We start from the raw sequence: 22385 nt of genomic DNA, 5'->3' as shown, positions 1-22385 counted from the left end.
GGGTTCGAACTGTAAATCGCTTTAGAAGTCCATGTCGCCACCCATGCCGCCAGCGGGCGCAGCAGGGGCCTTCTTCTCTTCGGGCTTCTCGGCCACCACAGCCTCGGTCATGAGGATCAGCGAGCCGATGGAAGCGGCGTTCTGCAGGGCCGTACGGGTCACTTTGGCCGGGTCCACGATGCCCCACTCCATCATGTCGCCGTACTCACCGGTGGCCGCGTTGAAGCCGTAGTTCTTTTCTTTCTTGCTGAGGATGTTGTTGACCACCACGCTGCCCTCGTAGCCGGCGTTGGCAGCAATCTGGCGGGCGGGCTCTTCGATGGCGCGCAGCACAATCTTGGCACCGGTGGCCTCATCACCATCGAGCTCCTTGATCAGGTTCTTGATGGCGGGCACGGCGCGCAGCAGGGCCACACCACCACCGGGCACGATGCCTTCCTCCACTGCGGCGCGGGCCGTGGAGAGGGCGTCCTCGTAGCGGTGCTTCTTCTCCTTGAGCTCGGTCTCGGTAGCAGCACCCACGCGGATCACAGCCACGCCACCAGCCAGCTTGGCCAGGCGCTCCTGCAGTTTCTCCTTGGCGTACTCGCTGTCGGAGGTCTCGAGCTCCTTCTTGATGCCGTTGATGCGGGCCTCGATGTCTTCCTTCTTGCCCTTGCCGCCCACCACGGTGGTCTCATCCTTGTTGATGCGCACCCGCTCGGCGCGGCCCAGCATGGAGAGGGTGGCGTTCTCCAGCTTGAAGCCCAGCTCTTCGCTGATCACGGTACCACCGGTGATGGCCGCCAGGTCTTTGAGCATCTCCTTGCGGCGGTCACCAAAGCCAGGGGCCTTGACAGCAGCGATGTTGAGGGTACCGCGCAGGCGGTTGACCACCAGGGTTGCCAGGGCCTCACCCTCGACGTCTTCGGCAATGATGAGCAGGGGCTTGCCGGTCTGGGCAACCTGCTCGAGCACCGGCAGCAGCTCGCGCACGTTGCTGATCTTCTTCTCGGTGATCAGGATGAAGGGCTCATCGAGCTGGGCCTCCATCGTGTCGGGGTTGTTGACGAAGTAGGGCGAGATGTAGCCCTTGTCGAACTGATACCCTTCCACGAAGTTGAGCTCGGTGTCGAGGCTCTTGGACTCCTCAACGGTGATGACACCCTCGCGGCCCACCTTCTCCATGGCATCGGCGATCAGGTTGCCGATCTCGGCGTCGTTGTTGGCCGATACGCTAGCCACTTCGAAGATGGCCTTGCGGTCGTTGACGGGTACGGCCAGCTCCTGGATGCTCTTGATGGCCACATCCACGGCCTTCTCAATGCCGCGCTTGAGGTCGAGGGGGTTGGCCCCGGCGGCCACGTTGCGCAGACCCTCACGCACGATGGCCTGGCCCAGCACGGTAGCAGTGGTGGTACCGTCACCGGTGATGTCGTTGGTCTTGGAGGCGATCTCGATCATCAGCTTGGCGCCGATGTTCTCGAGGTGGTCCTCCAGCTCGACCTCCTTGGCTACGCTAACCCCGTCTTTGGTAATGGTGGGGCTGCCGAATTTCTTCTCCAGCACCACGTTGCGCCCACGGGGGCCCAGGGTCACCTTTACAGCATTGGCTACCGCGTTCATGCCGCGCTCGAGGCTACGGCGTGCAGCTTCATCAAAAACTAGCATTTTCGCCATGGTTCTGCTCCTTTCAAAACACCCTTAATAAACGACTTCTGTCGGTTTACAAAACGGCCAGCAGATCGCGCTCGGAGAGAATGATGTACTCCTCGCCGTCGATTTCGATCTCGGTGCCGCCGTACTTAGCAAACACCACGGTATCGCCCTCTTTTACCTCTAGAGGCACTTTAGTGCCGTTGTCCAGCACCCGCCCGCTACCCACGGCAATTACCTTGCCCCGCTGGGGCTTTTCCTTGGCGGTATCGGGCAACACGATGCCCCCTTTGGTCTTGGCTTCTTCTTCGATGCGCTTGACCACCACACGATCACCGAGGGGTCTGAGCATGGTTGCGGTTGCCATAGAATTTCCTCCTTACAGGGTTTATTGACAGTCGTGGGTTTTGAGTGTCAACCCAGCTCTATATTATTCGGGTCTTTCCATAAGAATGTCAAGAGGGCTGGGAAGAAAGACCCAAGACACTTGAGTCTGATTATATCAAGTAGCTTCAGCTAAGCGACTCCCTGTTTTACCCGGTACAAGCTCGAGGGATTCCCTAAGGCAACGGGCGGGGTTGGCGCTGCCGTACAGCCTCATATAGCATCAGGGCGGCTGTTACCGAGACGTTAAGACTGTCGGCCTGGCCCTGCATGGGAATCCTGACCTTTCGTGCGGCCCGCTCGAGCCAGGTTTGGCTCAACCCCTGGTGTTCCGTGCCCAGCACAATGGCCACAGGCCCCCGCAGATCCACGTCCCAGTAGGTTTGGTGGGTGTGGGGGGTGGTGGCTACTATGGGGATATTGTGCTGCAGTAACCAGTCCAGCACGGCCTGCTCGGGGGCGGCAAAGGTAGGCAAGGAAAACACCACCCCGGTGGAGTTGCGGATGACCTGGGGGCTGTAGAGGTCTACCCCCCCCGCCACCAGCACCGCATCGGCCCCGGCGGCGTCGGCTGAGCGCAGCAAAGCCCCCAGGTTGCCGGGTTTTTCCAGCCCCACCGAGACCAGCAGCAAAGCATTGGAAGAAGGCTGGAAGGCCGCAAGGGAAGGGCGGGGCATCCGGGCCACCGCCAGCACCCCGGCCGGGTGCTCGCGGCTGCTGATTTTCTTGAGGGCTGCCTCGGAAAGCTCGTGCACCTCCAGGCCGAGGGCTCGAGATAAATGAGCAACGGCGCGGGCCTCCTCGGGGCTGAGAGGCTCGCCGCAGTAGGCTTCGATGACCTCGAGGCCGGCTGCCAACGCCCGCTCGATTTCGCGAGCGCCTTCAATCAAAAACGTACCCGTTCGCTCGCGGTTCTTGCGTTCTTTGAGTTCAGCAGCCGCCTTGATGCGGGGGTTGGCCGTTGAGGTAATGCGCATGGGTTGATTCGGTGGGCTAGTGGGGCAAAAGCGGGCGCAGGTAGGCGCGAACCCGATCGTATTCGAAGGTATAAACCGAGCCGTTGGGGGTGGTGATCTCCAGCAGATCGCCCCCCTCCTCTACCACCCGGCGCAAAAGCAGAAGGCCTGGCGGGTTATAAAGTTCAACCTGGGCGGCGCAGTAAGCGCCCTCGAGGCGGGGGTGGCGCTGGGCCAGCTCGAGGGGGGCCGCCGGCGCCTCGGCCACCTCCACAGCCTCGTGCAGCCAGGCTGATTCGTTGGGGTCAAGCAGTTCATCTTCTTCGAGATGGGCCAGACCCCCAGCCAGCTCGAGCGCCGAGAGCCACAGCACCTCCTCCCCCACCCCATCCGACAAAACCAGTTTGAGGTTGTCGTAGTTGTTGTCGTCCTCGAGGTAGGCCCAGAAGCCCTCAGGGGGTTTCATGGCTTCAGTTTACGACAGGTTTTTGTGTCAAACCTCCTGCGCCAAAAGCGCGGCCCCGTAGGCCGTGGCCCAGCCGGCCAAGGGGGGAATGAGGGGTCTGGGCTCAACCTGGTAAAAGTACCAGACCCGCTCAAAGGCCTTGCGCACGGGCGCCAGGTCGGGCAGGTGGCCCACGATCACCATCTGCTTGAGCCCCGCAGCCTGCACCGCGTTGAGGGCAATCATGGCGATAACCTGGCCTACCAGCGTCACCAGGCCGGCGGCCAGATCCTCGCGGCTGGGGTTGACACCATCCACCAGCCGGCCAAAGTTGACCGCGGTGGCATCGGGGGGCAGGTGGCCGATGCCACCGCCAATCACGTCCACCAAAGTTGAATCCACACCGCTGGGGTTGCCCCGTTCGGCCAGGCGGGCCACCTCGAGGGGATCGGCCGTCCCTAGCAGCAGCCGGGACAAACCCAGCAAGGTTCCACCCCCCACCGCCGAGCCGGTGAAGTGCTGGGCTTCACTACCCCTGGCAGCAATCATGGCTGTGCCGGTGCCCGCCGAGACCACCAGGGCCTCGTCCAGGCCCGCCAGCCGCAGCGCCCCCCGCCCCACTGCCTGGGCCTCACCGATTTTCTGGATGGGAATCCCCTCGAGGGCATCGGGCAGGCGGCGCGATAAACCCCCGGTGCTGGCGATGGTGGCGAGTTCGGCGGGCCGCACCCCCAGGCTTTGCAACACGGCGGCCAGGGCTTGGCTGCTGGCCGGCCCGGTTTTGATGGTTTGGTGCGCCAGGATGGTCTCGCCCTCGAGCAGCACCACATCGGTGTTGGAAAGACCAAAATCCACGCCAAGTTTCAGCATCAGGCCCAGGATAACGCAAAGCGGCGAGGGTTATCCCACAGGGCGGTGCGCGCGCAACACTTCCCGCACCCCGCGCAGCCGGGTCTGGAGCAGGGACTGAGCCAGCGAGCTATCCAGCGCACAATTACCGGGACGTAGGCCGGGAAACTCGGCGCGGCGCTGGGCCGGAAGTCGGGCCGGGTCGCGTCCGTGGAAAGGGGCAATCAGTCGTCCAAACTCGAGCCGGCTCAACACCTCCGCACCCCCCAGGTGCAGGATGCCCGCATAGTCCAGACCCACCAGCTCCCCCAGGGCCTGGGCCAGATCCTCTACGTACACAAAGGAGCGGTACTCGTCGCTAAAAAGCCCGCCCTCCCGCTTGCCATCGGCCAACTCCAGCACCATCTGGCTGGTCACGTCGAGGGGGTTCAGGCCCCAGATGAGCGAGGTGCGGACGATGGTGGCGGTGGGGAGTATCGCCTGCACCCAGTGTTCGGCCCTGAGCTTGGCCTGGCCGTACTCGGTGAGGGGGTTGGGCGCAGCCGACTCGGCATAGGGCGGGTTTTCGCCATCGAAAAGCTGGTCGGTGGAGAGGTGGATCAGCCGGGCCCCAAGAGCCCGGCAGGCCCGGGCCACATGAACCGTGCCCTGTACGGTGATGGCCTCGAGCGCCGCTGGACTGGCCTTGCTGTAGGCGGTGTGGATGACCACCTCGGGACGAAACTCCTTCAAGGCCTGCTCCACCGCCGCCGCATCCCGTACATCCAGCCGCACCCAGGCCACCCCCGGCACCGCCGGCGGCTGGCTCCAGTAACTGGCACCCAAAACCCAGGGCCGACCCGACCCCAGCCGCAGCAGCGTACTCCCTAAATAACCGGTTCCCCCGGTCACAAAAACCCGCACCCCAACAGCATATCCGAATCTTGTCCCCTCTTATGCTTTACTTTTCATAGCACTTTGGATATCATAAAACAGTGACTCTTGACGCCACCAAAACCCTGGCCCTCACCGGCCTGACCCTGCGGGTGCAGAACCTCGAGCGCCAACTGGCCTTCTACCGCGATCTGCTGGGCCTCGAGGTCGTCCAGCGCCAGGGGCTGCAGACCGAGCTGGCCCTGCCAGGCCGCCGCTTCACCCTCACCTTGCAGCATGAGCCCAGTGCTCCCCTGCGCCCCCAGCCCACCCTGGGGCTGTACCACTTTGCCCTTTTGCTCCCCAGCCGGGCCGCCCTGGCCGCGGTCTTCCGGCGGCTGGTGGAGGCCCGCTATCCCCATTTTCAGGGGGCCTCTGACCACGGGGTCTCGGAGGCGCTCTACCTGACCGACCTCGAGGGCAACGGGATTGAGCTCTACCGCGACCGCCCCAGAGCCCAATGGCCCTTCCGGGAAGGCCGTCTGGCCATGGTCTCCAGAAGGCTCGACCTGGAAGCCCTCCTGGCCGAAGCGAGGGCCGCTCAGGGGCTCGACCCCCAGACCGCCCTGGGACACATCCACCTGCATGTGCGCGATCTGGACGAAGCGCAGGCTTTTTTCGAGGGGCTGGGGATGAGGCTCATGCAGGGGGATTATCCCGGCGCCCGCTTCCTGGCCGCCGACGGCTACCACCACCACATCGGCATCAACCTGTGGGCCAGGGGCCGCACCGCACCGGCCCACTCAACCGGGCTGCTCGCCTATCAAATCGCCCTGCGAAATCGCCCTCCCCAAACCCTCACCGACCCCAACGGGGCACAGGTGCAGGTTGTACCACTCCAGCCCGAGCGGGTAGATTGATGCAATGACCACCTTTAGCAAAAGCGACTTTGGCCCTGGCTTCCTGTGGGGGGTGGCCACCGCAGCTTATCAGATCGAGGGCGCGGTGAACGAGGACGGGCGCAGCCCTTCCATCTGGGACACCTTCTCCCATACCCCCGGCAAGATCAAAACCGGCGAGAACGGCGATGTAGCCTGCGACTTCTACCACCGCTACCACGACGACATCGCCTTTATCCGGGAGATGAACATGCAGGTGCACCGCTTTTCGCTGGCCTGGCCGCGCATCCTGCCCGGTGGAACCGGCCCGGTCAACCAGAAGGGGCTGGACTTCTACCATCGGGTGATCGACCGGACGCTCGAGCTGGGCCTGCAGCCCTGGGTGACCCTGTACCACTGGGATCTGCCGCAAGTGCTGGAAGACAGGGGCGGCTGGACCAACCGCGACATTGTGGGCTGGTTTAGCGAGTACGTGGAGGTGTGCAGCAAGGCCTTTGGCGACAAGGTCAAGCACTGGATGGTGCTCAACGAGCCCACGGTGTTCACCGTGCTGGGCTACCTGCAAGGCACCCACGCCCCGGGCCGCAAAGGTTTTGGCAACTTTTTGCCGGCCGTCCACCACGTGGCTTTAGCCCAGGCCGAAGGGGGGCGGGTTCTGCGGGCGCATGTGCCGGATGCCCAGATCGGCACCACCTTCTCGGCCTCCTATGTGCAGCCGGCGGGCCCCACCTGGCTGAGCCGCATGGCCGCCGCCAACTACGACGTGATCGCCAACCGGCTGTTCCTCGAGCCCGCCCTGGGGCTGGGCTATCCCTGGAAAACCACCCCCTTTTTGCTGGCCCTGCAGCGCTACATCCGTCCGGGCGATATGGAGCGGCTGGCCTTCGATTTCGACTTTATCGGCTTGCAGACCTACTTCCGCCAACTGGTGCGCTTCGACCTGCTGAACCCCGGCACCTGGGGCCGGGAAGTGCCCCACGCCGAGCGGGGCAGCAAGGAGCTTACCGAGATGGGCTGGGAGGTCTGGCCGGAAAACATCTATCACCTACTCAAGAAATTTGCAGCCTATAGCGGGGTGAAACGCATCATCGTTACAGAGAACGGAGCGGCCTTCCCCGACAAACTCGAGGGCGAGCAGGTGCACGACCCCCAGCGCATCCAGTTCATCCAGGATCACCTGGCCCAGGTCTTGCGGGCCAAACAGGAGGGGGTACCGGTGGAGGGGTATTTCTACTGGAGCCTGCTGGACAACTTCGAGTGGGCCGAGGGGTACCGGCCCCGCTTTGGGCTGGTATACGTGGACTACCCCACCCAGAAGCGCGTTCTGAAGGACTCCGGCAAGTGGTTCCGGGAGTTTCTAGCCAACTGACCGGCGGGTCAGCTAGAATGCCCTGGATGAGTACCTTACCCAAACGCTCGGAGCTACCCAAAGAACAGACCTGGAACCTGGAAGCCCTGTTTGCCTCCGAAGACCACTGGCGGGCCGCCCTGGAAAAAGCGGCCCAAAGCGTAGAGGAGGTCAAGCCGTTTGCCGGGCGGCTGGCCGAGTCGCCGCAGGTGCTGCTGCAGGCCCTGGAAACCTACTACACCCGGATGCTGGAGGCCATGAAGGTGGCCCAGTACGCCTCGCTGCAGCTCTCGACCGAGGGCACCAACCCCCATTTCATCCGCATGGTGGGCGAGGCCCGCGCCGTGGTTGCAGCGCTCGCCGCCGCCGGGGCCTACCTCGAGCCCGAGCTATTGAGCCTGCCCAAAGAGACCCTCGAGACTTTCATGCAGGCCGAACCGGGCCTGGCCGTCTACCGGCACTACTTCGAAGCCCTGCAAGCCCGCAGGCCCCACGTGCGCAGCAGCGAGGTGGAGACCGTGCTGGCCGCCGTCTCCGATCCCCTGGGCGGGCACAGCGCCACCGCTGCGGCGGCCACCAACGCCGATATGCAGTTCAGGCCGGTGGAGTACCAGGGCCAGACCCTCCCGGTCTCCCACAGCACCATCGGCGAGCTTCTGGTGCACGAGAGCCCCGAGGTACGCCGGGCTGCCTGGGAGTCCTACGCCGATGGGCATCTGGCCTTCAAAAACACCCTGGCCTCCACCCTGCAGGGTAGCGTCAAGAGCTTTGCCTTCCAGGCCCGCACCCGCGGCTATGCCAGCAGCCTCGAGATGGCCCTGGCGGTAAGCCGCACCTGCGGTGACAACATCCCCAAAGCCGTCTTCGACAACCTGCTGGCCACCTTCCAGGCCCACCTGCCCACCTGGCACCGCTTCTGGCGCATCCGCAAAAAGGCCATGGGCGGCCAGCTCAGAAGCTACGACGCGCCGGCCCCCCTGGTGCCAAGCCCCAAAATCACCTTCTGGGAGGCCGCCGAGACCATCTGCCGGGGCATGGAACCCCTGGGGCGGGAGTACGTAGAGCCCATGCGCCGGGGCCTGTTCGAGGAGCGCTGGGTGGACTGGGGGCAGAACCAGGGCAAGCGGGCCGGGGCCTTCTCCTCAGGGCTCAAGGGCACCTTCCCCTACATCTTCATGAGCTGGTCGGACGACCTCTTCTCGCTGAGCACCCTGGCCCACGAGCTGGGCCACTCCATGCACAGCTACTTCACCCGGCAAACCCAGCCCATCGTGTACGCCCGCTACAGCCTGTTCGTCGCCGAGGTGGCCTCCAACTTCAACCAGGCCATGGTGCGGGCCATGCTGCTGCGCGAGGCCCCGACGCCCGAGTACAAGCTGGCGGTGCTGGAGGAGGCCTTTAGCAACTTCCACCGCTATTTGTTTGTGATGCCCACCCTGGCCCGTTTCGAGCTCGAGCTCTACCAGCGCATCGAGAAAGGCGGAGCCCTCACCGCACCCTTCCTGATCGAGCGGCTGGCCGAACTCTTCGCCGAGGGCTACGGCGGCGAGGTGGAGCTGGACAAAGAACGCCTGGGTGCGGGCTGGATGAACTTCTCCCACCTCTACAGCCCCTTTTATGTCTACCAGTACGCCACCGGCATCGCCGCTGCCAATGCCCTGGCCAAGGATGTACTGGAGCAGGGCGAACCCGCTGCCAAACGCTACCTGGACTTCCTCAAGGCCGGCGACTCGGTCTATCCGCTGGACGCGCTGAAAATCGCTGGGATTGACATGAACAGCCCCGAGCCGGTGGAGCGGGGGTTTGCGGTGCTAGCGAGCATGGTGGACGAGCTCGAGCGCCTGGTGGACTCAAACCTGCAGACAACGCGCTGAAAGTAGCGCAGGGCCACCCAAGAGGGGGAAGGGGGCAAGCCTTCTCCCTTCCACAATTTTTACTTAGTAAACACACCCAGCACCATCTTGTTTTTTTGACCTTCCCGGTATCCTCTTTCCGCCCTGCAACCCAGGAGGCTCGGTTATGCTGCATCAAAAAGGGTTAGGACTTACGCAGTTGGGTGAAGGATGTGGATGGGATTAGCCAGGTAACTTCGTGTTGACAAGGTACGAGCATCACGGCTTTGACTTCCGGCAAGGAACCGCCACCTTCGACGTGAAAGGGGCCGTTGACCCCAGCCAGGCCAAAGCCTTACACCGAGGCCGTGAGCGACCTGGTGCGCTACATTGCCTCCCCGGAGGGCAAGGCCTGTTGGGGTGAGCGTCATCCGGTCATCTTGGAGGGGGTTCAAGCGCTTTACGACCTGCTCCTCAACTATGACCCCGAGCGGTACAGGTGAGGCTTGCTGGAGGGGCGCGGCCTAGAGCTGATGGACACGCTGCGAATAACAGCCCGTAGGGATGGGCTGCATGCCCTCAGGGAATGAGAGTCCAAGCAGCCACGCACGGGCGCTGGAGGGGTGGGCGGCCTGCCTGGGTGAGAAATGCCCCAAGAAGCGTTACGATAACGCAGGCTATGCACGGTCGTCTTCCCCTCACCGCCCAAACCCATCGCCGGCTGGTAGTCAAGGTGGGCAGCGCCGTCCTGAGCGGGCCCCAGGGGCGGCAGCACCAACTGGCCATTGCCGCCCAGGTGGCCGCCCTGCGGGCCGAGGGGCGCGAGGTGGTGCTGGTCTCCTCGGGGGCCCAGGCCACCGGCATGCAAAAGCTGGGCCTGACCGAAAAGCCCAAGTCCATGCCCGGCAAACAGGCCCTGGCCGCCGTCGGGCAGCCCACCCTCATGCTCCTGTGGGAGCAGGCTTTTAGCTGGTACGACCTGAAGGTGGCCCAGGTGTTGCTCACCGCCGAAGATCTGGCCCACCGCCACCGCTACCTGAACGCCCGGCAGACCCTGGAGACGCTTTTGGAGTGGGGCATCGTGCCCATCATCAACGAGAACGACACGGTAATGGTGGAGGAGATCAAGTTTGGCGACAACGACCAGCTTTCGGCCCTGATTGCTTCGCTGGTAGGGGCCGATCTGCTGATCTTGCTCTCCGACATCGAGGCTTTGTACGAGGCCGACCCCCGCACCCACCCCGAAGCCCAGCCCATCCCCTACGTGGAGCGGGTGGATGCCGGGGTGCTGCGCATGGCAGGCGACAGTCCCAACCGGGTGGGCACCGGCGGGATGAAAAGCAAGCTGCTGGCCGCGGAAAAAGCCCAGGCCGCCGGGATTCCCACCCTGCTGCTGCCCGGCACCCGGCCCCAGAGCATCGCCGAGGCCCTGCAAGGCGCCCCGGTGGGCACGCTGTTTGCCGGGGGGCAGCGCCGCTACAGCGGCCGTAAGCTCTGGCTGTACCAGCTCCCCAAGCCCCAGGGGGAGGTGGTGGTGGACGCCGGGGCGGCGAAAGCCTTACGCCAGGGCGGGGCCTCGCTCCTGCCGGCGGGCATCCTCGAGGTGCGCGGGCAGTTTGGGGTGGGCGAGGCGGTCAGGTGCCTGGACGAGCAGGGCAACCTGATCGGGGTGGGCCTGGTCAACTACAGCGCCGCCGAGCTCGCCCGCATCAAGCGCCGAAAAACCAGGGAGATCGAGGCCCTGCTGGGCTACAAAAACACCGACGAGGCCATCCACCGCGACTACTTTGCCCTGGCCTCGGAGCTCGAGTGATATGTTGGAATGACCATGGTCACCTCTCCCGAACTCAAGGCATACGCCCAGGCGGCCAGGGCTGCCGCGCGGGCTTTGTCGACGGCCTCGCCCAGGGCCAAGAACACCGCACTTTTGGCTATAGCAGCGAAGCTCGAGGCCCAGCAAGAGGCCCTTTTTGCCGCCAACCGCCAGGACCTCGAGGCCGCCCAGGCCGCGGGCCTCTCCAAGGCCAAGCTCGACCGGCTGCGACTGGACGAAAAGGTGCTGCGCGACCTGCGAACCGGCCTGCAGCAGGTCGCCGAGATGCCCGACCCCGTCGGCGAAATTGAAGGCTTGCAGATCCGGCCCAACGGCCTGCAGGTAGGGCGGATGCGCGTCCCCTTGGGGGTGATTGGCTTCATCTACGAGTCGCGCCCAAACGCCACGGTGGAGGCCAGCGCCCTCTGCCTCAAGGCCGGGAACGCCATCCTGCTGCGGGGGGGCAAGGAGGCCTGGCACTCCAACCGCGCCCTGGTCGGCCTGATGCAAGCCGCCCTGCAGGAAGCCGGGCTGCCCAGGGAAGCCATCCAACTGGTGCCCACCACCGACCGCAGCGCCATCCTGGAGATGTGCCACCTGGCCGGCCTGTTGGATCTGATAATCCCCAGGGGCGGCAAGGAACTCATCGAGCTGGTGCAGCGCGAGGCCCGGATGCCGGTGCTGGCCCACGCCGAGGGGGTCAATCACCTGTTTGTGGACGAAAGCGCCGACCCAGGGGGCGCAGTGCAGATAGCCCTGAACGGCAAAACCCAGCGCCCCAGCACCTGCAACAGCCTGGAAAAAGTGCTGGTGCACCAGCGCATCGCCCCGGTGTTTTTGCCCATGCTGGCCCAGGCCATGCAGAAGGCCGGGGTGGAGCTGCGCGGCGACGAGGCCACCTGCGCCCTCATCCCGGCCAGACCGGCCACCCCCGAGGACTGGCAGACCGAGTATCTGGATCTGATCCTGACCGTAAAGGTGGTTAACTCGCTGGAAGAGGCGCTCGAGCACATCGCCCGCTATGGCTCGCACCACACCGAGGCCATCTGCACCAACCACCACGCCCACGCCATGCGCTTTTTGCGGGAGGTGGACGCCTCGCTGGTGCTGGTGAACGCCTCGCCCCGCTTCAACGATGGCTTTCAGTTGGGCCTGGGGGCCGAGATTGGCATCTCCACCAGCAAGCTCCACGCCTACGGCCCCATGGGGGTCAAGGAGCTCACCACCACCAAGTTCGTGGCCCTGGGCAGCGGGCAGGTGCGCGACTAACAACACACTGTCAACATCCAGACCCGGATTTATTGCGTATTGAGCGGTCGTGATTCCCACCCATGCTGCACATCATCGGGCAGGTTTACCAGCTATACACGCGCTCGCACATCCCGTTTTTCGCGGCGGCGCTGGCCTACTATGCCCTATTCAGCCTGATGCCCCTGTTGATTCTGCTGGCCGGGGTCTTTGGCTTTGTGCTCTCCGGCAACGAGGGCCTGCGCAACGCGGTGCTGGTGCGGCTCATCGAACTGGTGGTGCTGCTCTTCCCCACCCAGCCCGACCTGGCCCAGACCCTGGTGAACTTTCTGACTCGAGGGGCCTTTCCCCTCACGCTGGCCAGCTTGCTGGTATTGCTGTGGGCCAGCAGCAATTTCTTTGCCGCCCTGGCCTATGCCCTGGGCATCATCTTTGGCGGGGTTGCCCCACGGCCTGAACCGGCCATCCCCCCAACGCCCACTGCTAAAGCCAGGCCCCCGCAGCGGGCTTTCGGGCGGGCGGCGGCCCTGCTGACCGCCCTGCGCGGGCGCATCGCGGGCCTGCTGGCCCCCTTGCTGCTGGGACTGGCCTTGATTCTGCTGGCCCTGCTGGGGCTGGTCATGGGCTTTGTGCTGCGCTACCTGCCTGCAGAACTCAGCTTTTTGCGCAATGGAACAGAGGTGGTGGTGCCCATTCTGGGGGCGATGCTGCTCTTCTTTCTGACCTATATGCTGCTGCCCATCCCCACCCCCAGGGTGCTGGCCGCTATGGCCGCGGCTACCCTGGCGGCTCTGGCCTGGGAGGGGCTGCGCTTAGGGCTGCCCCTGCTGCTGCCCCGCACCCAGTACGAGCTGATTTACGGGCCCATTGCGGGGTTTTTGCTGGCGCTGGTGGGCTTTTACCTAACCATGTGGATCCTGCTGGTGGGGGCCGTTTTAGCTAAAGCTCTGACCGAGCGCTCGAGCGACACGATATAAGGCCAGCCTCCGAAGCGGCACGAACCACAGGGTTTTACATCACTCAAAGCGCTGCATTAGGTTGTAGGCAAACTCGTGCATAAGCTCGGGGCGCACCTCGGCCAGTTGCCACAAGAAGCGCAGCAGTTCGTCGTCGGACAGCTCGAGTATCGCCTGCAAGTTCACGGGTGCGCGCCGGCCCAGCTTTTTCCTGGTGAAGATCTCGGGAGCTTCCAGGGCGGCCAACGCCACCGCCACCACGTGCTTGCACACCGGCCCCCAGGCATAAGGGCAGGTACAGGCCCACCCGCCCTGGCTCAGATTAATCTCGACCCGGTAAGGGAAAGGGGCGCTCCCCTGTACCCGCGCCTGCAGGCGGCCCCGGCTCCGGGCGGCCTCGAGCACCGCCCCCCGCAAAAAAAGCGCCTCGCCCCGTGTGTGCACCCCCTCATCGGCCAGCTCGAGCAGGCTTTCCAGTTCCAGCCGCACCCTACTATCTCAACCCAGACCCCGCCGGTTTGCAAGCGGAGCCTAGCGCCGCCGGTAGCGCAGCACGTAGCTTTCCAGCCAGGCCACCAGCCCGTACAGGGCAATGCCCAGCACCACCGTAACCCCCACCGCAGCAAAGGCGTTGGCGTAGCGGAAGTTGAGCCGCTCACTGTTGGCCAGGTAGCCCAGGCCGGCCCCGCCAAACACGAACTCCGCCACCACCGCCCCAATCAAGGCCAGCGAAACGGTCAGGCGCAGCCCCCCCAGCACCACCGGCAAAGCCCCGGGGAACTCGAGCTTGCTAAACACCCCCCAGGCGCTGGCCCCCATGGTCTGGAAGACCTCGCGGTAAACCCGATCCACCTCCCGCACCCCCACCATGGTGCTCACCAAAACGGGAAAAATCGAGATGAGAATGACGGTAATGGTCTTGGAGCTAAGGCCATAGCCAAACCAGATCACCAGCAAAGGCGCGATGATGATGGTGGGCACTGCCTGCAAAGCCACGATAAAGGGCGAGAGCAGCCGCTCCAGGGCCCGGCTGCGCCCCATGGCATACCCCAGCGGCAGCCCCAGCAAAAGCGAGCCGGCGATGCCTAAGAAGGCCGCCTCGAGCGTCGCCCAGGCGCTTTGCAGCAGCAAGGGGAAGTTGGTTGCCATGGCCCGCCCCACCTCCGCCGGCGAGGGGACAAACAGCGGAACACGTGCAGCCAGAAGGCTCCAGATCAGGAAAAACAGGCCCCCCAGGCCCAGCACCCCGAAGATTTCCCAGGGTGGGCGCAGGGGCTTGGGCGGCGGCTCGATGAAGGTGGAGTCTGCCACCCCCAGCCGCTCGCGCAGCTCAGCCTCGAGGCCGTCGGTAAAGGCGGTGATACGCCCCTGGTCTTTGGTCTCCAGGATGGTGTCAATCCGGCCCCCGGTCAGCACCACCACCCGGTCGGCCAGGTACACCGCCTCGCGGATGCTGTGCGTCACGAACAGAATGGTTTTGCCGGTGCGCTCGTGCAGTTGCTTGAGCTCGAGGTTGAAGCGCTCCCGCACCAACGCATCCAGCGCCGCAAAGGGCTCGTCCATCAGGAGCACCTCGGCCTCCTGGGCCAGGGCACGGGCGATGGCGACCCGGGCCTTCATCCCACCGGAAAGCTGGTGGGGGTAAAGCTTCAGGTAGGGCTTCATGCCCAGATGGGTCTCGATTTTTCCGCGCCCGGTGAGCTCGATGGGCAGCCGGATGTTCTGCTCCACGTTGCGCCAGGGCAACAACCGATAATCCTGGAAGACCATGGCGGGCTGTCCTGCCACCTCCACCCGGCCCTGGTGGGCTTTTTGCAAACCCGCAATCACCCGCAAAAGGGTGCTCTTGCCCCCACCGGAAGGCCCGATGATGGCGATAAACTCGCCCTTCCGCACCTCGAGGTCTACGCCCTTAAGCACCTCGCGCCCATCAAACTGAACCCCCAGGCCGGTAAGCCGGATCACCGTGGGGGGCAGGCCTGGGGGATTTTCGGGCATAGGCGACCGGTTGGCGGTAGGCGGTAGGCGCCGGGCACGCATGGGTTCAGCATACTGGGTGGGCGTGGATTAACTGCAAGCAGGAACTCCAAAGCTGGCCTGCCCTACTTTGCGCAGGCCGGGTTTCCCTTTAAACTCTGGGTGGGCCGGATGGCCCGATTCCTTCAGGGCGGGGTGCAAGTCCCCACCGGCGGTGATGGCAGGTCTGCCTCAGCCCGCGAAGCCTGGAAATCCAGCCGTACATCCAGGCCCGATTGCGTGAGAATCGCAAGCCGACGGTAACAGTCCGGATGGGAGAAGGGGTGAAGCCCAGGTGCCCCTGTGCCTGGGCGAAGTAGGATGTGTAATACCACCTAAAAAATCCTCATCACAACCCGGGTTAAGTCGGTTGGTTCGGACGCAGTTCGTGCCTGCTTCGAGCCTGTGATGGTTAGCACGGTGTGTTGAGGATATACAAAGATGCGCAAACTTGTACTACTGCTGGCTGTGTTGATCTCGCTGGGACTGGCCCAAAGTCAAAAGGTGCGGGTGGGGCTGGGCTATCTGCCGGATGTGCAGTTTGCCCCGTTTTACGCAGCGGTGGTGGAGGGCCTGTACGCCAAGCAGGGCCTCGAGGTCGAGTTTCAGCACGGCTTTGTGAGCGAGCTGTATCCCCTGCTGGCCCAGGGTCGGCTCGACTTTGTGGTGGGCGACGCCGAAGACGTGATCGCGCTGCGCGCAAAGAACCCCCAGGCCACCCCCTTCAAGTACGTGATGGCCATGTACCAGTCGGTGCCCAATGCCCTGTTTTCCCTGGCCGAGAAAAACATCCGCTCGGTGCGCGACCTCAAGGGAAAAACCATCGGGATGCCGGGGATGTTCGGGGTCTCGCTGACCTCACTCCAGGCCATCCTGCGGGCCGCCGGCCTCAAGGAAAGCGACGTCAAGATTCTGCAAATCGGCTTTACCCAGGCCGAGGCGGTGGTCTCGGGCCGGGTGGATGTGGCCATGGGTTTTATCAACAACGAGCCGGTCTTCCTGCGTGAAAAAGGCGTCAAACTCAACGTCATACCCGCCGGCCCCTACAACCGCAGCCCCGGCAACGGCGTTATCACCACCGACCGGGTGCTGGAAAACCCCGACCGCGTGCGCCGCTTCCTGGCTGCCTCGCAAGAAGGCCTGGCCCTGACCCTGCGCGAGCCCCAGCGGGCTTTCGAGGCCGCCCGGCGCTTCGTACCCAACCTGGGCCAGGAGCGCATGGCCGTTTTGCAGGCTTCCATCCGGCTCTACGAGTCGCCCTACACCCGGCAGAATGGGCTGGGTTTCAGCAACCCCCAGGCCTGGGTGAGCAGCCTCAACCTGCTAAAATCCACCGGCCGGATCCAAACCGACCTGCCGGCCAGCACCTTCTTCACCAACGAGTTTTTGCAGCCGGGCGTGCAGGCCCGGAAGCCCTAGCCTACCGCCCGACAACCTGGGGCCTCCCTCCAGCGGGGAGGCCCCATTGATCTAGCCGCGCCCCCTGGCCTATCGCCAGCACCCCGCCATACCGCGCCCGGTTTCCTGGGTATGTGCTAGCATGAAGCTATGCAGGGTGGCTTTTGGCTAGCTCCAACCTAAGGGAAGCCCCTCATCCGGGAGGCTCCCCTTAGCACAGGGGAGTTTTTTTGGTGTTCCCCTTTTAGCCCAGCCACAATACAATGACCCGTTGGAAACCGGAGAAACGCCATGGTCACGACCGACAAGTACAACCCCCACGAGCTCGAGCCCAAATGGCAACAATACTGGGAAAAAATCGGACTTCTGAAGGCCACCGAGGGCAAGGCCGGTAAAAAAGCCTACATCCTGGTGATGTTCCCCTACCCCTCGGGTGACCTGCACATGGGCCACCTCAAGAACTACACCATGGGCGATGCGCTGGCCCGCTTCCGGGTACAGCAGGGCTACAGCGTGCTGCACCCCTTCGGCTGGGATGCCTTTGGCCTGCCGGCCGAAAACGCCGCCCTGAAGTTTGGGGTAAGCCCCGCCGACTGGACCTTTGGCAACATAAAGCAGTCCAAGGAGTCGCTGGCCCTGATGGGCATCCGCTACGACTGGAGCCGCGAGGTTACCACCTGCCTGCCCGAGTACTACAAGTGGAACCAGTGGATCTTTCTCAAGATGTACGAGAAAGGCCTGGTCTACCGCAAGAAAAGCCTGGTCAACTGGGATCCCGTCGAGCAGAGCGTGTTAGCCAACGAGCAGGTCATTGACGGGCGCGGCTGGCGCAGTGGGGCGCTGGTGGAAAAGCGCGAGCTCGAGCAGTGGTACCTTAAGATTACCGACTACGCCGAGCGGCTTTTGAACGACCTGGACAAGCTGCCCCGCTGGCCGGAGAAGGTCAAGGCCATGCAACGGGCCTGGATTGGCAAGAGCCAGGGGGCCGAGTTCGACTTCCAGGTGAAGGGCCACCCCGCCAAAATTCGGGTCTTCTCGACCCGCCCCGATACCATTTTCGGGGCCACCTTCATGGTGCTGGCCCCCGAGCACGAGCTGGTACCACTCATCACCACGCCCGAACAGAAAGCCGCCGTGGAGGCCTATGTGGCAGCGGCCCGCATGAAGAGCGAGGTCGAGCGGCAGATGGAAGACCGCGAGAAGACCGGAGTTTTCACCGGGGCCTACGCCATCAACCCGGCCAACGGCAAGGAGATCCCCATCTGGATCGCCGACTATGTGCTCGCGGGCTACGGCACCGGGGCCATCATGGCCGTACCCGGCCAGGACGAGCGCGACTGGGAGTTTGCCGAGAAGTTCGGGCTGGAGATTATCCGCACCGTCGAGCCGCCCGCGGGCTGGCAGGGCAAGGCCTATACCGAGGACGGCCCGGCCATCAACTCCGGCTTCCTGAATGGCCTGTATGTGGAGGAGGCCAAGAAGAAGATCATCGAGTGGATGGAGGAAAAGGGTATCGGCGAGGGCAAGGTCAACTACCGCCTGCGCGACTGGCTGATCAGCCGCCAGCGCTACTGGGGCACCCCCATCCCCATGATCCACTGCGATAGCTGCGGCATCGTGCCGGTGCCCTACGAGCAGTTGCCGGTGGTGCTGCCCACCCTGAAGGATGTGGAGGACATCCGGCCCAAGGGTAAAAGCCCGCTGGCCGCGCACCCCGAGTTCTACGAGTGCACCTGCCCCAAGTGCGGCGGCCCGGCCCGGCGCGACACCGATACCATGGACACCTTCTTCGACTCGTCCTGGTACTTCCTGCGCTACACCGATGCCCAGAACCCCCAAGCGCCCTTCGACCCCGAAAAGGCCAACTTCTGGATGCCGGTGGATCAGTACATCGGGGGCATCGAGCACGCCATTCTGCACCTCCTGTACAGCCGGTTTTTCACCAAGTTTTTGCACGACCTGGGCCTGGTAGAGGCCGAGGAGCCCTTCGAGGGCCTCTTCACCCAGGGCATGGTGATGGGCTGGACCAACGTGGGCGAGGTGGAGGTTCGCGAAGGGCGCATCTACTTTTTGGATGACGCCCGCCGCAGCAAGCTCGAGCTCGAGCAGGGCCTCACCCTCGAGGAGGCCCAGAAGAGCGGGGCCGAGCTGCGCGAAGAAGGGGGCAAAACCTACTTCTGGAAACCGGCGGTGATGAGCAAGAGCCTGGGCAACGGGGTGATGGTGGGGCCTTTTGTCAAGGAGCAGGGGGCCGACATCGCCCGGGTGACCATCCTGTTTGCCGCCCCGCCCGAGAACGAGATGATCTGGACCGAGGAGGGGGTGCAGGGGGCCTGGCGCTACCTGAACCGGGTGTACCGGCTGGTGGCCGAACAGCGGGTGGAGCTGAAAGCCCAGCCCGACCTGCTCGAGCCCGCCACGCTGGAAGGCCCGCACAAGGCCCTGTACCAGAAGCTGCACCAGACCATCAAAAAGGTGACCGAGGACCTCGAGGCCCTGCGCTTCAACACCGCCATTGCCGCCCTGATGGAGCTGCTCAACGCCCTGGGCGATTACCGCAAAGAGCACGGCGTGACCCCGGTCTACCGCGAGGCGGTGCTGCGCTACATCCAGATGCTGGCCCCCTTCGCCCCCCACCTGGCCGAGGAACTGTGGCACGAGTTTTATGACGACTCGGTGTTCAAGGCCCCCTGGCCCCGCCTGGACGAAAGTGCCCTGGTGGCCGATAGCTTCGAGCTGGTGGTGCAGGTCAACGGCAAACTGCGCGGCAAAACCACCGTCAGTACCCAGGCCAGCGAGGAGGAGATCAAGCGCCTTGCCCGCACGCTGCCCAACGTGCAGCAGCACATCGCGGGCAAGGAAGTGGTCAAGGAAATCTATGTACCGGGCAAACTCCTCAACATTGTGGTAAAGGGATAAAGGCCTCCCCTCCCCAACAACTTTCGCCCACGGCGGCTATCGGTGCCCTATGGCAGGATAGCCGCCCTATGATTTTGGGGGGCCTCTGGAAACCAGGCCGGCCGCTCCTTACCATAAGGGCATGCTCACGCTACATAAAATCAACAGCCTGGCCGAGCATCAGGTGCTCGAGTGCGTGGGGCAGGACTCGGGCGATACCTTCCGCATCGTGGTCAGGCACACCTCCCCCAGCCACTACGAGGCCCTGAGCAAGGTAACCCTGCACAACGCCCACACACACTACCAGTCCTCGGGGCCCATGACCCCCGACCTCCTGCTGCAATGGCTCAATACCCTGTTCGAGCGCTGGCCGGGAGCCAAAACAGCGCCCTGGGCCACACACGACCTGGACGAAAAAACCCAGCAGTTCGTGCGTGAGGTGCGCAAGGCCACCGAGGCTGGGTAGCAGGGCTCAGGGCTGCTCGTGGTCGTGGTGGTCGGCCTGCTGGGCCCGGCGCAAACGGGCGCGCAGCGCGGCGGGGGTGTAGGGCGTTTTGTTGTGTACGATGGCCCCAAACCCCGCCATCAGCAGAGCGGGAACCAGCAACAACAGGCCCTGCAGCGGGTCGGGCACATAGGGCATGGGAAACTGCACCACCGAGGCCCATAGCTGTACCAAAGGCAGAATTCCCCCCATCAAAAGCCCACTCAGCCACCATTGCTGGGGCCACCACCACCCCACCACAAACCCCATCAAGAGCAGCAGGGTTCCAGCAAAGAGCAGATCCACGTTGCCGAGGTCGGCCAAAGCGATCAGGAGTCCAATGCCCACCGGTACAAGGTAGCGCAGGAGCTTCATACCCCTACACAATACCGAGTTTTTAGCCTTCAAGCCGGAGAATACCCCTTTCTATGGCCACCGTGACCGCGGCCGTGCGGTCGTCCACACCCAGTTTTTCAAAAGTGTGCAGGAGGTGGGTTTTGACGGTTGCTTCGCTGATCTTGAGCTCGCGGGCGATCTCCTTGTTGGAAAAACCTTTGGCTACCAAAGCCAGCACCTCGAGCTCGCGCACCGATAGGGTTTCCTCGGCAGTGCCGCGCATCCGGCCCAGTAAGCGGGCTGCTACCGGGGGTGAGAGTACTGCCTCACCCTTTGCGCACAACCGCACGGCCCGGAAGAGCTCTTCGCGCGGCACGTCTTTGAGCAGGTAGCCGGTAGCCCCGGCCTCCACCGCGCGCACAATTTTGGAGTCGGTGTCGTAGGTGGTGAGTACCAGAATCTGAACCCTGGGAAAACGCGCCCGCACCTGCCGTATGGCCGCTACCCCGTCCATCTGGGGCATGCGCAGATCCATCAGCACCACATCGGCCCCAGCTCGCTCGAGCAGGCCCAGGGCCTCGAGGCCGTTGGAGGCCTCACCGACCACCTCAAAGTCGGGCTGCGAGGAGAGCAGCCCTAAAAGACCCGCCCGCACCACGGGATGGTCGTCAACCAGAAGAATCCGAATCATAGCGCTTCCACCTTTGTTGCCGAGGGAAGCCGGTACAGCGGCAGGCTAACGGCCAGGGTGGTTCCCATTCCCGGCTCGCTTTCCAGCGTCATCTGCCCCCCCAGCGACTCCACCCGCTCGCGCATCAAGCGCAGCCCAAAGCCACCGGTGGTGGGTGCCTGGAGACCCACCCCATCGTCTTGCACATCCATCAAAACCAGATCGTCCAGGTAGGAGAGGGTCAGGTTGGCATGGCGGGCCTTGGCGTGCTTGCGGATGTTGGTCAGGGCCTCCTGGGCGATGCGCAATAGGCCTACCTCGAGCTCCGGGTGCAGCGGCCGGGGCGTTCCAGTCAGGGTAAACTGGGTTCTGACCCCGCTTTCCTGCTGCCAGCGCTGAAGCAGGCGTTGCAGGGCCTCGGGCAGCGAGGTGTTCTCGAGGATCTCCGGGCGCAGGGCCCAGACCATCCGGCGGGCCTCCGACAAGCCTTCCCGGGCGGCCTGGCGGGCCTGCTCCAGGTAATGCGTGGCCGAAGCCTCGTGCTCCGAGGCCATCTCGGCGGCCTCGAGCTGCACCACGATGCTGGCAAACCCCTGGGCCAGGGTGTCGTGGATCTCGCGGGCCAGGCGCTGACGCTCCTCCAGGATGCCGGCCTGGCGGGAGGTCTGCTCGAGTTCGCGGCGGGTACGCTCGAGTTCCTCGCGGGCCCGAATCTCCCTTATCAGCAGCTCGAGGGTAAACAGGGCATACCCTGAGTATAAAAACGCGATGAAGATAAAAAAGGCCAGGCTCAGATTAGGGTACTCAGCGGGCGTTGGCAAAGCGCTCCAGGAGGTGTTGCCTTGCGGCCCCGGGCTCAGCAAAATTTCAAAGGTGATCTGGAGGGGTTCCCGCTGCGCCCACCAGACCGATAAAGCGCCCAGACCCAGCACGATGAGCAGCACCGCCCACAGCGGCAACCAGTAGCGGGCCACCACTGGAATCAGGCCCAGCGCCAAAAAAGGTAGGTAGTTCTGGCTAAGCCAGGCCACCACCACCACCCCTATCAGGATCAGGACGGCAAACTCCCAGGCCTGGCGATGGCCGGGCCGCACCGCCCAAAAGACCACCCCCAGCAAAGCCAGGGCTGCCCCCAGCCGCCAGGCAGCCTGCACTGGGTCTTGCCAGGGCAGAACGGTGGGCACCTCGAGCGGCCTGGCCGGCACCAGCAGGGTAAACGCCAGCACCGTGCTCAGGTTAAGCGCGGTCAACACCACCACCACCTGCGCCACGGGGCGGCCCGCAAAGAAGCGCCGGAACCGCGATACCATATCGAAATTTTAGCCCAGGTCAGGCCCCTCAATTTGCACGGGAATGCCCATTTGCC

21 protein-coding genes and 1 riboswitch are annotated in these 22385 nt (G+C 64.0%); of the genes, 10 read left to right on the top strand and 11 right to left on the bottom strand.

Annotated features, from left to right (window positions below):
- Positions 1-21: 21 nt before the first annotated feature.
- The 6 genes from groL to MRUB_RS05485 all read right to left on the bottom strand — a co-directional run bounded on the left by groL (position 22) and on the right by MRUB_RS05485 (position 5172).
- Entirely contained in the window at positions 22-1659 is a 1638-nt protein-coding gene (groL, locus tag MRUB_RS05510; RefSeq protein WP_013013372.1) for a chaperonin GroEL, read from the bottom strand.
- Positions 1660-1705: 46 nt separating this feature from the next.
- Positions 1706-2002 carry a co-chaperone GroES gene (gene groES, locus MRUB_RS05505; RefSeq protein WP_013013371.1) on the bottom strand — a complete coding sequence of 99 codons (297 nt, stop codon included), beginning with the start codon at positions 2000-2002 and terminating at the stop codon, positions 1706-1708.
- 193 nt (positions 2003-2195) lie between these two features.
- A complete protein-coding gene (locus MRUB_RS05500) occupies positions 2196-2996 on the bottom strand; it encodes a TrmH family RNA methyltransferase (RefSeq protein ID WP_013013370.1) in 801 nt (266 codons plus the stop codon).
- A 16-nt stretch (positions 2997-3012) separates the two neighbouring features.
- Positions 3013-3441, bottom strand: a complete 429-nt coding sequence (locus MRUB_RS05495) for an RHS repeat domain-containing protein (RefSeq protein ID WP_013013369.1) — start codon at positions 3439-3441, stop codon at positions 3013-3015.
- A gap of 27 nt (positions 3442-3468) precedes the next feature.
- Complete coding sequence (locus tag MRUB_RS05490) at positions 3469-4290, bottom strand: acetate and sugar kinases/Hsc70/actin family protein (RefSeq protein ID WP_013013368.1); 822 nt, start codon at positions 4288-4290, stop codon at positions 3469-3471.
- A 30-nt stretch (positions 4291-4320) separates the two neighbouring features.
- Entirely contained in the window at positions 4321-5172 is an 852-nt protein-coding gene (locus MRUB_RS05485; protein ID WP_013013367.1) for an SDR family oxidoreductase, read from the bottom strand.
- A gap of 71 nt (positions 5173-5243) precedes the next feature.
- Between MRUB_RS05485 and MRUB_RS05480 the strand changes: the two genes are divergently transcribed.
- The 7 genes from MRUB_RS05480 to MRUB_RS05455 all read left to right on the top strand — a co-directional run bounded on the left by MRUB_RS05480 (position 5244) and on the right by MRUB_RS05455 (position 13238).
- Positions 5244-6041: a VOC family protein gene (locus MRUB_RS05480; RefSeq protein ID WP_013013366.1), complete on the top strand. Its 798-nt coding sequence runs from the start codon at positions 5244-5246 to the stop codon at positions 6039-6041.
- 4 nt (positions 6042-6045) lie between these two features.
- Entirely contained in the window at positions 6046-7389 is a 1344-nt protein-coding gene (locus MRUB_RS05475) for a GH1 family beta-glucosidase (protein WP_013013365.1), read from the top strand.
- 26 nt (positions 7390-7415) lie between these two features.
- The gene (pepF, locus tag MRUB_RS05470; protein WP_015586488.1) at positions 7416-9242 is read left to right on the top strand and encodes an oligoendopeptidase F; all 1827 of its coding nucleotides are present in this window, start codon (positions 7416-7418) and stop codon (positions 9240-9242) included.
- 326 nt (positions 9243-9568) lie between these two features.
- Positions 9569-9703: a hypothetical protein gene (locus MRUB_RS16200; RefSeq protein ID WP_024050054.1), complete on the top strand. Its 135-nt coding sequence runs from the start codon at positions 9569-9571 to the stop codon at positions 9701-9703.
- Positions 9704-9879: 176 nt separating this feature from the next.
- Complete coding sequence (gene proB, locus MRUB_RS05465) at positions 9880-11013, top strand: glutamate 5-kinase (RefSeq protein WP_013013363.1); 1134 nt, start codon at positions 9880-9882, stop codon at positions 11011-11013.
- Positions 11014-11028: 15 nt separating this feature from the next.
- On the top strand, positions 11029-12282 hold the full coding sequence (locus MRUB_RS05460; protein WP_013013362.1) for a glutamate-5-semialdehyde dehydrogenase: 1254 nt from the start codon (positions 11029-11031) through the stop codon (positions 12280-12282).
- A gap of 62 nt (positions 12283-12344) precedes the next feature.
- Positions 12345-13238 (top strand): YhjD/YihY/BrkB family envelope integrity protein, encoded by an 894-nt coding sequence (locus MRUB_RS05455; RefSeq protein ID WP_013013361.1) that lies wholly within the window; start codon positions 12345-12347, stop codon positions 13236-13238.
- A 39-nt stretch (positions 13239-13277) separates the two neighbouring features.
- On the opposite strand, the gene MRUB_RS05450 is transcribed toward MRUB_RS05455, so the two are convergent.
- Together MRUB_RS05450 and MRUB_RS05445 are read right to left on the bottom strand one after the other, a co-directional pair.
- Complete coding sequence (locus tag MRUB_RS05450) at positions 13278-13706, bottom strand: SWIM zinc finger family protein (protein WP_013013360.1); 429 nt, start codon at positions 13704-13706, stop codon at positions 13278-13280.
- Between the two features lie 42 nt (positions 13707-13748).
- A complete protein-coding gene (locus MRUB_RS05445; RefSeq protein WP_235438169.1) occupies positions 13749-15257 on the bottom strand; it encodes an ABC transporter permease subunit in 1509 nt (502 codons plus the stop codon).
- Positions 15258-15371: 114 nt separating this feature from the next.
- A riboswitch (FMN riboswitch) is annotated at positions 15372-15521 on the top strand.
- Between the two features lie 153 nt (positions 15522-15674).
- On the opposite strand from MRUB_RS05445, the gene MRUB_RS05440 reads away from it, so the two are divergent.
- The 3 genes from MRUB_RS05440 (at position 15675) to MRUB_RS05430 (ending at position 19995) form a co-directional block, all read left to right on the top strand.
- Positions 15675-16652: an ABC transporter substrate-binding protein gene (locus tag MRUB_RS05440; protein WP_013013358.1), complete on the top strand. Its 978-nt coding sequence runs from the start codon at positions 15675-15677 to the stop codon at positions 16650-16652.
- Positions 16653-16922: 270 nt separating this feature from the next.
- The gene (leuS, locus tag MRUB_RS05435) at positions 16923-19550 is read left to right on the top strand and encodes a leucine--tRNA ligase (RefSeq protein WP_013013357.1); all 2628 of its coding nucleotides are present in this window, start codon (positions 16923-16925) and stop codon (positions 19548-19550) included.
- A gap of 121 nt (positions 19551-19671) precedes the next feature.
- Positions 19672-19995, top strand: a complete 324-nt coding sequence (locus MRUB_RS05430) for a hypothetical protein (RefSeq protein ID WP_013013356.1) — start codon at positions 19672-19674, stop codon at positions 19993-19995.
- A 6-nt stretch (positions 19996-20001) separates the two neighbouring features.
- Here MRUB_RS05430 and MRUB_RS05425 read toward each other — a convergent pair whose 3' ends face one another.
- Genes MRUB_RS05425 through MRUB_RS05415 form a run of 3 tightly spaced genes read right to left on the bottom strand, consistent with a single transcriptional unit; the run spans position 20002 to position 22329 of the window.
- Positions 20002-20388: a hypothetical protein gene (locus MRUB_RS05425; protein WP_013013355.1), complete on the bottom strand. Its 387-nt coding sequence runs from the start codon at positions 20386-20388 to the stop codon at positions 20002-20004.
- Between the two features lie 22 nt (positions 20389-20410).
- Positions 20411-21040 carry a response regulator gene (locus tag MRUB_RS05420; protein ID WP_013013354.1) on the bottom strand — a complete coding sequence of 210 codons (630 nt, stop codon included), beginning with the start codon at positions 21038-21040 and terminating at the stop codon, positions 20411-20413.
- Entirely contained in the window at positions 21037-22329 is a 1293-nt protein-coding gene (locus tag MRUB_RS05415; RefSeq protein WP_013013353.1) for a sensor histidine kinase, read from the bottom strand. The genes MRUB_RS05420 and MRUB_RS05415 overlap by 4 nt, the downstream gene beginning before the upstream one ends.
- Positions 22330-22385 lie beyond the last annotated feature (56 nt).

This window comes from Meiothermus ruber DSM 1279, assembly GCF_000024425.1.
GTDB classification, from domain to species: domain Bacteria; phylum Deinococcota; class Deinococci; order Deinococcales; family Thermaceae; genus Meiothermus; species Meiothermus ruber.
Note: the sequence above shows the minus strand (reverse complement) of the source record. Positions and strands in the feature narration are given on the sequence as shown.